The organism is Nonomuraea sp. NPDC051298, from assembly GCF_055586305.1.
The window spans coordinates 14,732-29,208 of sequence record NZ_JBVJIM010000026.1; the positions used below are offsets into that span (position 1 = coordinate 14,732).

At 69.2% G+C, this 14,477-nt stretch carries 9 protein-coding genes and 1 pseudogene; 4 read left to right on the top strand and 6 right to left on the bottom strand.

The genetic code is table 11. The features are described from left to right. The first annotated feature begins 3 nt into the window (after positions 1-3). Positions 4-1,251, top strand: coding sequence for an OmpA family protein (locus tag ACZ6S0_RS43505; RefSeq protein WP_465925203.1), 1,248 nt, complete (start codon positions 4-6; stop codon positions 1,249-1,251). Between the two features lie 24 nt (positions 1,252-1,275). Here ACZ6S0_RS43505 and ACZ6S0_RS43510 read toward each other — a convergent pair whose 3' ends face one another. Next, entirely contained in the window at positions 1,276-4,347 is a 3,072-nt protein-coding gene (locus tag ACZ6S0_RS43510) for an AfsR/SARP family transcriptional regulator (protein ID WP_465925205.1), read from the bottom strand. 76 nt (positions 4,348-4,423) lie between these two features. Here ACZ6S0_RS43510 and ACZ6S0_RS43515 point away from each other — a divergent pair, with 76 nt between their 5' ends. Beyond that, the gene (locus tag ACZ6S0_RS43515; protein ID WP_465925207.1) at positions 4,424-5,788 is read left to right on the top strand and encodes an FAD-binding oxidoreductase; all 1,365 of its coding nucleotides are present in this window, start codon (positions 4,424-4,426) and stop codon (positions 5,786-5,788) included. A 10-nt stretch (positions 5,789-5,798) separates the two neighbouring features. Here the strand turns inward: ACZ6S0_RS43515 and ACZ6S0_RS43520 are convergent, their stop codons facing one another. After that, positions 5,799-6,737 (bottom strand): zinc-binding dehydrogenase, encoded by a 939-nt coding sequence (locus ACZ6S0_RS43520; protein ID WP_465925209.1) that lies wholly within the window; start codon positions 6,735-6,737, stop codon positions 5,799-5,801. Positions 6,738-6,813: 76 nt separating this feature from the next. Between ACZ6S0_RS43520 and ACZ6S0_RS43525 the strand changes: the two genes are divergently transcribed. Beyond that, positions 6,814-7,389, top strand: a complete 576-nt coding sequence (locus ACZ6S0_RS43525; RefSeq protein WP_465925211.1) for a TetR/AcrR family transcriptional regulator — start codon at positions 6,814-6,816, stop codon at positions 7,387-7,389. Between the two features lie 110 nt (positions 7,390-7,499). Here the strand turns inward: ACZ6S0_RS43525 and ACZ6S0_RS43530 are convergent, their stop codons facing one another. Then, on the bottom strand, positions 7,500-9,161 hold the full coding sequence (locus ACZ6S0_RS43530) for a caspase, EACC1-associated type (protein WP_465925213.1): 1,662 nt from the start codon (positions 9,159-9,161) through the stop codon (positions 7,500-7,502). After that, positions 9,158-9,508: an effector-associated constant component EACC1 gene (locus ACZ6S0_RS43535; protein ID WP_465925215.1), complete on the bottom strand. Its 351-nt coding sequence runs from the start codon at positions 9,506-9,508 to the stop codon at positions 9,158-9,160. Before ACZ6S0_RS43535 ends, ACZ6S0_RS43530 begins: the two co-directional genes overlap by 4 nt. 340 nt (positions 9,509-9,848) lie before the next feature. Here ACZ6S0_RS43535 and ACZ6S0_RS43540 point away from each other — a divergent pair. After that, positions 9,849-10,403: pseudogene (locus tag ACZ6S0_RS43540) on the top strand (MsnO8 family LLM class oxidoreductase); the annotation flags it as partial. Positions 10,404-10,531: 128 nt separating this feature from the next. Here ACZ6S0_RS43540 and ACZ6S0_RS43545 read toward each other — a convergent pair. Both ACZ6S0_RS43545 and ACZ6S0_RS43550 read right to left on the bottom strand, forming a co-directional pair. Next, the gene (locus tag ACZ6S0_RS43545) at positions 10,532-13,258 is read right to left on the bottom strand and encodes a glycosyl hydrolase family 95 catalytic domain-containing protein (protein ID WP_465925217.1); all 2,727 of its coding nucleotides are present in this window, start codon (positions 13,256-13,258) and stop codon (positions 10,532-10,534) included. Between the two features lie 256 nt (positions 13,259-13,514). Beyond that, positions 13,515-14,450: an RNA polymerase sigma factor gene (locus tag ACZ6S0_RS43550; RefSeq protein WP_465925219.1), complete on the bottom strand. Its 936-nt coding sequence runs from the start codon at positions 14,448-14,450 to the stop codon at positions 13,515-13,517. Positions 14,451-14,477: the final 27 nt, after the last annotated feature.

A 14,477-nucleotide genomic window follows, 5' to 3' on the forward strand; every position in this document is an offset into this window, starting at 1 on the left:
CCCGTGTCGACGGCCTTCGCGGTCGAGGGCAGGGACCTGCGCCTGGTCAGGTCGGGCGAGAAGGAGCTGGCGCTGCAGTTCGAGCTGTACAACGGCACCGGCGAGGAGGTCTCGCTCGGCACGCTGGGGCTGGACAGCCGCGAGCAGTTGACGGCGCTGGTGGACCTGCCCAGGGGCACGGCGTACGGTCTGGTCGGCGGTTCGGGCCCGGACGGGCGGATCAGCGAGGACGTCGACGTCGAGCCGGGACAGTCGGCCCCGGTGACGGCGGTCTTCACCGCGCCGCCCGAGGAGGCCACCGAGATGCTGGTCGTGGTGAACGGCCTGCTTCCGGTGACCGTACCGATCACGGAGGGTGAGCTGGACGACGATCCGGCCTTGTCGGGCCCGTACGGTGCGGCCCAGGTGGGCCCGCTGGTCTGCAAGACGGAACAAGGCGGACGCGAGAAGTTCCGGCTGCCCAGCGACGTGCTCTTCGAGTTCGGCAGCTCCAAGCTCTCGACCTCGGCCCGATCGAGCATAGAAGGGCTGCGCGAACGGATCTCCGCCGCGTCGGGTTCGGTGACCGTGAACGGGCACACCGACGGCATCGGCACCGACTCCGCCAATCAGACCCTGTCGGAGGAACGCGCCGCGGCCGTCAGGCAGGTGCTCCAGCCGTCCCTCGGCGACGGCTTCACGTATCAGGTGAAGGGACACGGTGAGAGCGAGCCCGTGGCGCCCAACACCAAACCCGACGGCAGCGACGACTCCTCAGGGCGGGCGCAGAACAGGCGGGTCGAGGTGCAGGTCGAAGGCGACTCGACCGTGCGGCCCGCGGAGACGGGCGGCGAGCTGTCGGACGCGGGGCTGGCGGCCCGGGTGGAGAGCGTACGGCGGCTGTCGGGTTACCTGCTGGCCAGCGTCAAGATCACGAACTCGGGCTCCGAGCCCGCGCCCCTGCCGTACGAGAACCATTTCACGCCCGACGAACTCACCACCGGCCAGCTTTCGATCACGGGCCAGAACGAACAGCACGAGCTGTGCGGCTTCGCCGAGCCCACCTACTTCGACTTCATCGGCACGATGAGCTCCGGGTTCGCGCCGGGCAAGCTCGACTCGGTCCCGGGGGGCGCCGAGGTGACGTTGTGGGGGCTGTTCCCCGCGCCGGTTCCGGCGGCGGCGGGGCAGGGCTCGACGGGGGCGTCGGTGCAGGTGCGGATCGGCGGGTACGCGGAGCCGCTGGACGCGGAGGTCACCGCCGCCGGTTGAGCAGCCCGGCGGGCGCGAGCGGGCTCAGGGTGTGCTGAGGGCGGAACCCACCTCGGCCAAGCGGGCGGCGTATCGGGGCCATCCGAAACCGGAGGCGGCGTAGGCCGAAGCCGTCGACTCCACCAGCTCCGCCGCCCGCCCCGCGTCCCCCTCCGCGAGCGCCAGCGCCGCCGACACCGACCGCGCCGCGAGCCAGGGAGTGCTGTGCTCGGGCGTGTCGGCGTAGACCTCCGCCAGCAGGGCCGCGGCCTCGCTCAGTTCCCCACGCCGGATGAGTACGTCGGCCAGGTCGACGTGCGCCATGCTCGGCCCGGAGCCGTCGGACACGGCGTAGCCGACGGCCACGCGCATGTGCCGCTCCGCCCGCGCCAGGTCCCCCTCCATGACGGCGGCGGCTCCCCTGATCAGCTCGTTCAGCGGGAGGATCTGGCGGTCGTCCAGGCGTTCCGCGTAGTGATCCGACTCGGCGGCGCAGGCCACCGCCTCCTGGACGCGTCCCATTCCCAGCAGGGCCTGCGCCTGGTTGCTGAGGCCGCGCGCCAGCCCGTGCTCGTCGCCCTTCTCCAGGTCGAACGCGTTGGCCGCGGCGTAACGTTCGAACGCCCGCCGCGCGTCGCCGCAGAAGAGGTGGAGGGTGCCGAGCGCGTCGGCGAAGGCGGACCTCCGCTGCGTGTGAGCGAGCCTTTCCGCCTGCTCCATGCCCTGCAGCAGCGGTGGGAACGCGTCGCGAAAGCGGCCCCGTTCGATCTCCACGATGCCGCGGTAGTACAGGACGTTCATGGTCACGAGGTCGTCCGACGCGATCTCGGCCAGTGGCGCGGCCCTGGTCAGGAACTCGGCCGCCTCGTCGAACCTGCCGACCATGGTGGCCACGAAGGCGTGATCGCTCAGCGCGGTGGCCTGCTCGGTCGGCGTGCTGCCCGGCGCGTCGGTCAGGGCCGAGAAGTGCCGTCGCGCCTCGCCGTACCAGCCGCGGATGAGCCACGGCGTGTGCAGTTCGAGCGCCAGCCGCAGCCCGTCGGCGGCCCTCTCGGTGGACGGGGCCCGTTCCAGCGCCTCCAGGAGGTTCGGCCACTCCGCGAACACGGCCGTCACCTCCTCCGCCGCGGCGAAGTCGCTCGGCTCGCCGATCCGGCGGACGAACGCCAGGCACCAGTCCAGATGGGCCGCCAGCGTCCGCTCCGTCTCACCTGCGGCGGACAGTTCGGCCCAGGCGTAGTCCTTCACGGTCTCCAGCAGCCCGAACCGTCTTCCGCCGCCCGACGCCTCCACGGTGACCAGGCTTCGGTCCGCCAGTTCGGCCAGGGCGGGGGCGACGTCCGCCGTGACCACCATGGCGTGGCCCGTCGCGTCCGGGACGACGTGTTCGGCCGCCTCCAGGTCGAAGCCGCCGCTGAACACCGACACCCGCCGCAGCACCGCCCGCTCGCGTTCGGCCAGCAGGTCGTGGCTCCAGTCGAGCGCGGCACGCAGGCTCGTGTGCCTGCCGCCCGCGTCGCGGCCGCCGCCCACCAGCAGGCGCAGCCGGTCCTCCACCCGGGCGGCCAACTGGGCCACGGTGAGGGTACGGGTGAGACCGGCCGCCAGTTCGATCCCCAGCGGCAGCCGGTCGACGGCGGCGCAGATCGTGGCGACGGCGGCGGGCTCGGCACCGGCCTGGTCGGCGGCACAGCGCTGGGTGAACAGCGTCGCCGCCGCCCCCGCCGCCAGCGGCCCGACCCGGATCAACCGCTCCCCCGCCGCCAGCAGCGGGCGCTGCGAGGTGACGAGTACGGCCAGCCCCCGGGTACGGCCCAGCAGCCCGATGACCAGCTCGGCCACCTGGTCGACGAGGTGTTCGGCGTTGTCGAGCAGGAGCAGCCCGCCCTCCAGCCGTGCGGCCAGCTCCGGCACCGGGTCGTCGGAATCCGACTCCAGCCCCACGGCCGCGGCCACCGCCGCCTGTACCGCTCCTTCCCTGCGTAACGGCGCCAGCTCCACCACCGTCACCGTCACCGTCCTGACCGCGACACCGGAGCCACCGGACGTGGTGAACGCGGTGCCCGAGGCCACGGCTCTGGCCGCCTCGATGGCCAGCCGCGACTTCCCGCTGCCTGGCCCGCCCGTCAGCGTGACGAGTCCCGGCCGGCCGAGCCGCGCCAGCAGCGCGGCCAGCTCACCGTCCCGGCCGACGAAGCTCGTCGCGGGACCCGGGAGCCGGATCGGCCGCGGACCCGGGTCCGTCGCACTCGCCTCCGGCTCGATCGGGCCCGCCGCCGCGCCGGCCCCCTCGCCCTGCGCGACCCGCGCCACCCGCGCCACGCCGCTCAGCAGCAAGGACGGATCCTGGCGGAGGATGCGCAGCTCCAAGGCGGCCGTCTCCGGGACCGGGTCCACGCCGAGCCCGTCGGCCAGCCTGCGGCGTAGCCCGGACAGCCGGTCGAGCGCGTCGGCCTGGCGTCCGGTGCGGTACAGCGCGAGCGCGAGCAGCCCGGACAGCCGTTCGTGCAGCGGGTGCTCGGCGGCCAGTCGTTCCAGCTCCACCACCACCTCGGCCGCCGCGCCCAAGGCCAGGTCGGCGGTGAGCCGCCGCACGAGCAGGTCCAGCCGCCACGCCTCCAGTCGTTCCCCCTCCGCCTCGGCGTAGGGGATCGCCCGCAGGTCGGCCAGGGCCGGCCCACGCCACAGGCCGAGCGCCCGCGCCGCCGCCGCGCGAGCGCGTTCGTGGTCACCGGCTCTGGCGGCGGCGTGCGCCTGCTCGGCGTCCGACCTGGCCGCGGCGAGGTCGGCGGCGTGCGCGTCGAGCGCGTACCCGCCGGGCTTCCTGACCAGCGGCGACGGGCCCCGCTGCGGACGACCGCCATCCTGATCGGAGCCGGACAGCAGGGCGGCACGCAGGCGGGAGGCGAGGACCCGCAGGCGTTCGGCGGGACGGGCCAGCTCCGCCTCGCCCCACAGGTCCGCGGCCAGCCGTACGTCGGGAACCGCGGAGCCGCCCGCGAGCGCGAGCCGGGCCAGCATGGCGCGCTCCAGGAGACGATCCACCGCGATCGTCGCGTCTCCGGCACGGACGGTGATCGGGCCAAGCACGAGAACGTCGAGGCCGAAGGGGGACATGGAGGAAGTATCGCAGCAGCGACCATGAGATGCCCGTGAAATAGGCGTGCAAGGTCACCCGCCCAGGCTCGAGGTCATGGAACGAGACATCACAGGCTTGCGTACCGTCGTACAAGGCGAGGTTCTCACCCCGCGCGACGGCGGTTACGAGGACGCGCGGGCCCTGCACAACAGCCTCATCACCCGCCGGCCGGCCGCGATCGTACGGGTCAGCGGCACCGCCGACGTCGTCACCACGCTGGCCTACGCACGAGAGCACGCCCTGGAGGTCAGCGTACGTGGTGGCGGGCACGGCCTGTCCGGGCGAGCGCTCGGCGGCGACCTGGTGATCGACCTGTCGGCGCTGCGCGGCGTCACCGTCGACCCGGACGCCCGGACCGCCGTCGTACAGGGCGGCGCGACCTGGGGCGACGTCGACCAGGCCACGCAGGCACACGGGCTGGCCGTGCCCGGCGGGCGGATCAGCCACACCGGTGTCGCGGGGCTCACGCTCGGTGGCGGCGAGGGCTGGCTGTCCGCGAAGCACGGGCTGAGCTGCGACAACCTGATCGCGGCAGAGGTGGTGACCGCCGACGGCAGGGTAATCGTCGCCGACGACCGGAGTGAGCCCGAGCTGATGTGGGCGTTGCGCGGCGGGGGCGGCAACTTCGGGGTGGTCACGGCGTTCACGTTCCGGCTGCACCCGGTGGGGCCGCTCGTGCTCGGCGGCTTCATCGGTTACCGGGTGGCCGACGCGCCCGCCGTGCTCGGCGTACTGGATCGCGTGCACTCCGCCGGGCACGACGCCTTCGCCGGCGCGGCGGTCTTCCTGACGGCGCCTGCGGCCCCGTTCGTGCCGGGGCACGTGGTCGGGCGGCCGATCCTCGCGATCGCGCCCGTCTGGCTCGGCCCGCTGGAGACGGGCGCCGCCGTGGTGCGCCCGATCCGCGAGGCGGCCACGCCGCTCTTCGACGCCGCCGGGCCGATGCCGTACCTGGCGCTGCAGTCGATGCTGGACGATGGCGCGCTGCCGGAACGGCGCAACCGGTGGTCGGCGGAGTACGTGCCCGACCTCACGCCACGCCTGATCGCCGACCTCCAGGACGCCGCCATGACCGCGCCGAGCCCGCTGTCACAGGTGATCGTCTCCCCGCTGCCGGACGCGGTCAGAACGGCACCGGACTCCGCGTTCCCGAGCCGCGACGGCGGGCGCTGGCTGGTCCACCCGGTGGGCGTCTGGACCGACCCGGACGACGACGACCCCAACTTCGCCTGGGTGGACAAGGTCACGTCCGCGGTACGGGAGCACGAGGTCACCGGCACCTACCTGAACCTGGAGGCGCCCGACGACGACCGGGTGCGCTGGGCGATGGGAGAGGCCAGGTACCGCAGGCTGCGACGGGTGAAGGCGGCCTGGGATCCGGACGACGTGTTCCGGCACTGCGCCCACGTGAGCCCCTAGCATCCCGGGTTCACCCGGAGCCGGCCGGGCCCCCGGCGACGACGTCGAGTACGGCCTTGCCGGGAACGCGACGGCCGAGGAGGGCGGCGATCGCCTCCTCCACCCGGTCCCAGGGACCACGCCAGCCGATCTGCGGATCGAGTTCGCCCTTCTCCAGCAGGCGAACCAGGTAGGCCGACCCCGGCCCGAAGGGGGCGGCCACCGTGAAGGGTTCGACCCGCTTGTGAACGCCTCTCATCCGTTCTTCCTCGAAATCGATGACGGTCGGCTCGCGGGACGCCCATCCGACGGACAGGGCGACACCGCCGTCCTCCAGGATCCCGAACGCCTCGGCCAGCAGCTTGCCGCCCACGTTGTCGAGCACGCCGAACACGGGCTCGGCAGGCATGGCAGGCCCGACCAGGATGTCGCGGGCGCCCAACCCCCGCAGTCCGGCGGCACGTTCGGCACTGCCCACGGAGGCGATCACGTACGCGCCTGCCCGCGCGGCGAGTTGCACGGCGAATCGTCCGACACCACCCGAGGCCCCGGTCACCAGCACCCGGCGGCCGAGCACCGGGCCCAGCCGGCGCACCGCCTGCAGAGCGGTGACACCGGCCGCGGGAAGGGCGGCGGCGGCGGCGAGGTCCACCGAAGGGGGCACGACGGCCAGGTCCGCCGTGTCGACGGCGCGCAGCTCGGCCCATCCGCCGGTGCCCGCGAACGAGGTGACACGCGCACCCTCCGGCGGCCCCGAGCCGTCGGCGGCGGCCTGGAGCACCGTCCCCGCCGCGTCCTTGCCGAAGACCGCGCCGGGAGGGAGCTGCCGGGCGGCGAAGGCGAGTTCGCCGAAGTTCAACGAGGCGGCCTCCACCTTGATCAGCGCCTGGGACTCACCCGGCCGGGGCTCGTCCACCTCACCGAACCGCACGCCGCGTGCGGCGTCGGGATCGTAGATCAGGGCACGCATCTCGGCTCCATTCTGAACTAACCAACTAGTTAAGTGGGGAGCATAACAGACTGAACTAACCAGTTAGAATGCTTCCATGCCGCGCACATCACCCGCTCGCGACCGCCTGCTGAAGGCGGCCCGTGAGCTGTTCTACGCCGAGGGCTACGGCGTCTCGATCGACGCCGTCACCGAACGCGCGAAGGTCGCCAAGCCGACCGTGTACGCGCACTTCAAGTCCAAGGACGAACTCATCGGCACCATGCTCACCGCGGCGGGCGAGGAATGGTTCACCGAACTGGACGCCGAACTGGACCGGCGCGGCGGCGACCCCCTGGCGCAGCTACTGGCGCCGTTCGACCTGCTGGCGGCGAGCCTGCCCGACCCCGCCTATCACGGTTGCATCCTGGTGAACAGCGCCGCAGCCTTCCTCGCCGCCGACCACCCCGCCCATCGGGCTCTGGCCGTACACGACGAGCGCATGCTGGCACTCTTCGAACGGCTGGCCGCCAACGCGGGCGCCGCACGACCGTCCGATCTGGCCCGGCAACTCCTGGTGCTCTACGACGGGGTCAAGACCCGCGGCCTGGTCGACCACACCGGCAGCGCAGCCCACGACGCCCGCACAGCAGCGACCGCCCTCCTACACGCCCACGACGACGCATCTCCGTGAGAGTCGAGGTCGTTTCCCACGTGGTGATAGGCACTTCGTCGCCAGATGTTCAGTGATCTTGGTCCGGCACGCGGCATGGCTATGAACGTACTTTCTGAAATGCGCCCTAGCTAGTAGTCCAGTTCGTCGGTGAGTTTACGGTGGCTGAGGGTGTGATGCTGACGGTGGTACTGAATGTGGGCCCGATCGAGGTCATGCTTCAGCGTGAGCTTGCCGATCAGCTCGCCATCCGTTTGATCTATCACACGGAAATCGTCCTCAATGACGATCGCGCCGTATTTGAACAGGTCTCGATGATTAGGGCAAAGGCACAGCATGTTGGCGTGGTTGTCGGGTCCCAAGTGAGGCTGCTCAAGCCCGCGGATGTGGACGGTGGCGGCAAATCGCAGACCGCCTGGCACTTCGAGCACGGTCCCACACACCTGACAGGCGTGGTCGTAGACGTGCTTGAGCTCGGTTGCTAGCAACCTGTCCGCATAGACCCCAGGAGCAACCTCTTCCCGACGTCCAGGGGGAAGCTTGCGACTCAGATGGTGTGCTGTGGTCTTCTTCGGAGAACCATCATCTATCTGCTCAAGCCGGAACTGAAGCACCGTAGGCCCATCGGTACCACGTTTGGTCCAGTAATCGGCAACCGTGAAGAGCCCGTCGTAGCTATAGCCGGCAGGTGGCGAGAATCTCTCGTTACCCCCAGATCCACGAATAACCCGAACTGGCAGGCCGGTCATAATGCTCTTAATGAGAGCAGCGTTACCTGAATCGTCCGCCGACTGATCCTTGACCTGCACACCGGTGTTGGGGTCGCGCCCACCATGACCGGTATAGATGATCACGTCCCCGTAATCTTCATCATCCTTGTAACCGCCCGAAACGACGATGGACTCCGCGCCACCCCGCTCAGCAGTGCCACAGATGCCTGCCTGAAGCGGCCGATGCACACCCGCGTCATGCAACGCCCGACGGTTATCGAAGATGGTCCCCGACTGGATTCCCTGGATAGGGCCGTAGAACTCTTTGACCTCGAAACGCTTCTGGCTCTTATGCGCACGGTTACGCACCAGCGTGATTTGCGCGGCGAAGTTGGACTCACGCTTTTGCGGGACGGGGAGACCTTTTTCTCGGAGCGAAGCACACGCGTGCTGAAAGATTGTGTCCAGCTCTAGAAACTCTGGCTGCTCTGGAATTCCGTCACGGATGAGCTGGATCAGCTCACCCGTAAAAGCCGTATAGGTATCTAGGCCACCGAGCGCGGTGTTGTTCTCGGCGGTCGCCGTCATCAGAAATGTGCCAGCGACGCGGGCGCTGTTCGCAACGCGGTCCGTTGGATCCTCGGCACTCATCAGACCGAGTGCGAGCCCGCTGTAGCAGCAGTCAAGGATAACGATCTTGCGTCGCGCCAAACTCGACCGAATCTCATTTCGTACGGTGTCGTAGGCCACCGCGCTATACATGCGCTCTTTGTGCGAGTCGACCAGCGTAAGGTACAGATCACTCTCCACGGAATGCATCAATCCGTGGCCAGCGAAGTACACAATGAGGGTATCTTTGGCCTCTTCCCGAGCCTGCCACAGCGGATCCATCATGGCGTCTATGGAGGTGGGATTATGGACAATCGTGCAGTGCTCTGCCGGCAGGCCCCACAGGTCAGATCGCTGCAGAAGCTTACTCAACGTCTGCAGGTTGTTTTCCACGGCAGGAAGAGAGCTGAGATGAGTGTACTCACTCGTGCCAATCAGTACGGCACGTGACGTTAATGGGTCAGGCAGACTCACTCGTGATCCTTTATCGCCTCGATGATCCGCATGACGAGCTCCGACTCCGCCGCAGATACCACAACGGTGGTCTTCCCACGCTCAATGGTCACCTGCGGAAGATGATGCCGCGTGCCACGCCACCGCGATAGTGTCTCGATGAATGCCGGCCACTGCAAGGAGCTAGTCACAACCAGGGAAATGAGATCGAGCGTGTCACCCATCTCGCCGGGTTCTGGATCCTTTGATTGTAGGCGAACATCCATATAGTCAAGAGCATCAAGGTCTCTCATCAGCCACTCGTAGAGCGACCGAAGCTCTTGCTCAGCAAAATCTCCGCCCATGCGAAGTTTGACCGTTTCGGACACCGCAATACCTACCAATCCCGCTACGAATCCGCATGGGGGATGCTACCGCCACCGACCCCAACACGCGCATCCAAACACCAGAAATCGGGCACCTCGTGAGGCCCACCCGTGACCAGCATTCACTCACCGACAATCGTGCGCGCACAAGCACACGAAGGGAAGGTCGATCCGCGACGATTTCCTTAGGTGATGGCCCAGCAAGCTGCGCATACGGGCCTGACGGTGGGCGGCTTCACGCTCGGAGCGCACGCCAAGTAGCGGGCGGCAGGTGCGGGGGCTTGGCATGCTGGGGTTGAGCGGAGGGGTGTTTCGCGGGGTGGTGTGATCGGGGAGGGTGGGTATGCGTGGGTGTCTGGAGGCTGAGGTACGCGTTTCGGTGCTGGACACCTCGCCCATCGTGCAGGGGTCCACGCCGAGGCAGGCGTTGAACGACACGGTGGATCTCGCCATGCTGGCCGATGTGCTGGGTTATCACCGCTATTGGCTGCCTGAGCATCACGGCATGCGGGGCGTCGCCGGCTCTGCCCCGGCCGTCCTCGTCGGCCATCTCGCGAACGCCACCCGGCGCCTTCGCGTCGGGGCGGGTGGGGTGCTGCTGCCCAGCCACGCTCCGATCGTGGTGGCCGAGCAGTTCGGTACGCTCGCCGCACTCCACCCGGGACGGATCGACCTTGGGCTCGGGCGCGCGCCGGGCGGGTCGCGGTCTGCCGCGGACGCGGTGCGGCCCGAGAGGGAGCGGACCGCGAAGAGCTTTCGTCAGCAGCTCGACGAGTTGCTGGCCTACCGCTGCCCGTCCCACGACGCGCCGGTCAAGGCGATTCCCGTGCCCGGTGGGAACGTCCTGCCGGTCTGGGTGCTCGGTACCTCGGTCACCAGTGCCGAGCTGGCCGGTGAGCTGGGCCTACGCCTTCGCCCACCACCTCAGGCTGAAGCGGGGCATTCGGGCCGTCGGCCGGCGCGGTGCGTGGGCACCGCGCCGGGTCGCTCGCTGGTTCTCGTCCGGGCCGTGGGGCGGTGGGTTGGTCAGTTGGTGATGAGGTCGAAGGACTCCCAGGGGCCGATGGCGTCGCGGTTGGCGATGAGTGGTGCGGCGCCCGCGTTGTCGGCGCAGACGTACTTGCCGTTGGCCTGGGCTTTGAGGCTGATCGTGCCGTCGGGGTTGTTGATCTGCTGGAAGGTTTCCCAGGGGCCGATGGCGTCCCGGTTGGCGATCAGCGGTTGCGCCCCGGCGGCCTCCGCGGCCACGTACTTGCCGTTGATCCGCGCCCTCAGGGCGATGTTGCCGTTGCCCAGGTCGACGCGGTCGAACTGCTCCCACGTGCCGGCCGTCGGACGGTTGGCGATCAGCGGCTGGGCGCCGGCGTTCGCCGCGGACACGTACGAGTTGTTGGCGCGCGAGCGCAGGCTGATCGTGCCCGACGGCGCAGAACCGGTCGGCAGGCCCAGGGTCGAGGCGGTGCCGCTCAGGGACTTCACGCCCTGGTTGGCGGTGCCGGTGAGCCGGGTGGTGGCGTAGGAGCTGAGCGGTTTGGCGGTGCGCTCCACCACGTAGACGGATCCGGCGGCGGTGGCGAAGCCGATCTCCGCGTTCGAGCTCGTCGTGATGATCGCGTTGTCGGACGTACGCCGGACGCGGACCTGCTGGGTGCCCCACGGGTTGACCACGGTGGCCTGCTTGCCGTGGACGCTCTTCACCCCGACGTACTTGACCTCCCCGGCCTCACGCTCGGAGCTGACCAGGAACCCGTCCTTGGCCAGCAGCGTGAACTTGCCGACGAACGAGGAGTGGGCCGGCACGGCGGGGAACACCCGGATCTTGCCGTTGTAGCTCTGCAGGAGCGACTCGTTGAGCGCCGTGAGGTGCACGCCGAGGTACTCGAAGACGCCGTTGGTGTTGTTCGTGAAGCCGTTCGGGTAGTTCTGGTACTTCTGCAGCATGGTCTTCATGCCGTTGTACGCCTGGTCGCCGAGGCCCAGCCGGGCGGCCTGCACGGCGTCGTTGGACCACACGTTGCCGTAGGGGAAGGGCCGCTGGTTCCAGGTGTTGACCGCGGTCTGCTGGTCGGGGTAGCCGATGCCGGTCACCTCGTACGGCCAGATCAGCTCGGCGGAGACGTTCTCGTTGTTCCTGGTCTGGGAGATCGGCGGCTGGTGTGGCTGGTAGGCGCCGTTCGAGACCACGTAGGGCACGAGGCGGTCGAGCACGTTCTGCCAGGTCGACCGCAGCCCCGCGTCCACGCCGAGCTGCTGGCTGACCTGGATCGCCAGCGGGAACATGCTGCGCACGGCGGCCAGGTCGGTGATCGCGTTGCGCACGTTCCAGTACGTCTCGTGGGAGTGGGAGTTGGCCATGTAGTACGTGTTCGTGGCGGCGTCGTGGGACAGCATGGCCGAGTAGAACTTGGCGGTCTCGCGCATGTACGGGTAGGCCACGTCGCGCAGGTAGGCGGCGTCGTCGGTGTACCGGTAGCGCATGTACATGCTGTAGGCGGCCTCGTAGCCGGTGGACAGGATGTTGTTGGTGTAGTCGCTGTTGACCGTGCCGCGCGCGTTGCCGTCCCAGCCCATCGTCTCCGGCACCCACAGGCCGTCCACGCCGTAGCGCGTCTGGGTGTACGCCTTCAGCGCGCCGTAGTTCCGGCTGTACAGGTTGTTGTGCCGGTCGGTCAGCTCGGGATGGTTGGAGGCGAGGAACGACAGGTAGACGTCACGTTGGTTCCAGTACCAGTAGGCGTTGCTCCACTTGGTGTTGTCCTGCGTCGCGCGGAAGACGCCGTTGATGAAGTGGAACGGGTAGTTGCCGAAGCCGCCGGCGGCGACCAGGTACGTGGACAGGTAGTACACGTTCTCCAGGTAGTCGGCGTCGCCGGACAGGCCCGAGTACTGCACGAACGACCTGGCCCAGAAGGAGTGCCACCAGTTGCGGTAGTTGTTGAGCGTGGTGGCGTACCCGGTGGACTTCACCGAGGCGAGCTGGTTGCGGGCCTGCGTGACGGAGTCCCTGTTCGGCGCGTTGACCCGGCTGGCCGCGGTGAACCAGATCGTGTAGCTGGAGGTCGGCGTGATGGTGAGCCGTACCGTGCGGGAGTCGACCACCTGCGTGGTGTAGTTCGCGCCCTCGACCGTGGCGGCCAGCGTGTAGCCGAACCCGTTGGCGTCGCTCTGTCCCCTGCTCAGCCCGGCGGCGTTCGCGTCGGCGAAGGTGGAGACGGTCTTCCAGGTGTTCAGGTCGGGCACGTCGCCGCTGTTGGGCAGGTTGGCGGTGTCCCACATGCTGAGGTTCAGCGTGACGTTGGAGACTCCGCTGCGGCCGTCCTCGACGTGGATGCCCATCACCTCGGAGTTGGGCGAGCCCATGACGGTGACGGTGCGGTTGGAGTCGTACTTGGTGGTGAGGGTGCCGTCGTAGAGGGACAGCCGCTGCTGGAAGGTGGTGTACCCGCTGTCCATGGCGGGGCTGGTGGCCAGGTTGACCAGGCCCGCCGCGAACGCGGACTGCTGGGACAGGTCCACCCCGGAGGTCTGCATCGTCAGCCCGTTCTGACTCCAGACCATCGCTCCGGTACGGCCGTTGCCCACGGTCATGCCGTACAGCGGGTTGGTGTTGGGCCGGTTGTAGACGATGTCGTGCTTGGACAGGTAGCCCGCGTAGTCGACGCCGAGCGTTCCGGCGGACTGGTCGAACGCGGCGTCGGTCGGGGCGGCCTGCGCGGGCGTCCCGGACAGCACCGCGCCGACAAGCGCCAGCAAGGGAAAGGAGCGTAACAACCTCTTCACCATGCTCACCTTTGGGGGGTTAGGAAGTGGCATGTCACGCGCAGTTAACATTGGATGTTTCTGCCGGTCAAGAGGCAATCAATAGCAAACAACCCTACAAAATCCGCCAAGATCCCTCAGGTATGCCCTGCTAACAGCGAGGTTACCTGGGAGGAGCTGCCCGGCCATCCGACGCAACGGTCCGGAGCAGTGATCGGAGGTCTGCCCCCCATTGCGGTGATCGACTCGGTCATCCCGGCTGGGGGTGGAAGAGCCGTAGCAGCCCGACCTGGTCGCCGGACAGGCGCTGCAACCACACCACCGCGGGCATCACGCAGTACGGGTCGTCCGGCGGGCTGGTCAGCTTCGCCTCCCAGATGAGCAGGCCGCCGCTGGCGACGACGTTCACGAGCCGCTGCCGCACGCCGTGTTCCAGGTCGGTGTCCATGGCCCGGATGATGAAGTCACGGCCGTGGCCCTGCTCGCCCTTCGGGCCGATCGTCCGCAGGTCGGGCGACCAGCTCTCCCGTACCACGTCGCCGAACCGTCCGGCGGCGGCCAGCGCCAGCACCTCCTGCGCGTCGCGCCGGCGCGTGGCGGCGTGCGCGGCGACGTCGCCGTGCCGCGCGGCGGCGGTGCTCCGCAGCGACTCGTTGAGCTTGGCCTTGGCCTGGTTGAGGCGGCTGCGCACGGTGCCGACCGGGACGCCGCACAGCAGCGCGATCTGCTCGTACGAGGTGACGTCGCTGAAGTAGCGCAACATGGTGACCAGCCGCACCGGTTCGGAGAGCCCGGCCATGGCCTGCCAGATCCAGTCGCGGGTGGCGTGGCCGTCGAGCAGTTCCTCGGGCGTGGGCTCACGAGCGGGCAGGTCCAGCTCGTCCGTCGGCGTGGCCGTCTCGGGCCGGTGCGCACGCAGGCGCATGCGGCAGCCGTTGCGCACGATGGCACGCAGCCATGGCCCGGCCGCGGCCGGGTCGCGCAGGTCGCCGATGCGCCGCACGGCGGTCAGGGCGGCGTCCTGCACGGCGTCCTCGGCGTCGGGGCCGTAGCCGAGCAGGGAGAGCGCGATGGCGTACATGGGCGCGCGGTGGCGTTCGACCAGCGCGCCCAAGGACGCGGCGTCACCGGACCGCGCCGCGAGCACGAGGTCGGTGTCGGTGTCGGGGGTTGTCGTCGGGGTCACGCCTCTCCTCCGCCGTGCCCGCGCCGT

Excerpts from the sequence above, each read along its gene's own strand:
- ACZ6S0_RS43510 (WP_465925205.1), bottom strand. The coding sequence starts at position 4,347 with ATGTCCCCCTTCGGCCTCGACGTTCTCGTGCTTGGCCCGATCACCGTC.
- ACZ6S0_RS43515 (WP_465925207.1), top strand. The coding sequence starts at position 4,424 with ATGGAACGAGACATCACAGGCTTGCGTACCGTCGTACAAGGCGAGGTT.
- ACZ6S0_RS43520 (WP_465925209.1), bottom strand. The coding sequence starts at position 6,737 with ATGCGTGCCCTGATCTACGATCCCGACGCCGCACGCGGCGTGCGGTTC.
- ACZ6S0_RS43525 (WP_465925211.1), top strand. The coding sequence starts at position 6,814 with ATGCCGCGCACATCACCCGCTCGCGACCGCCTGCTGAAGGCGGCCCGT.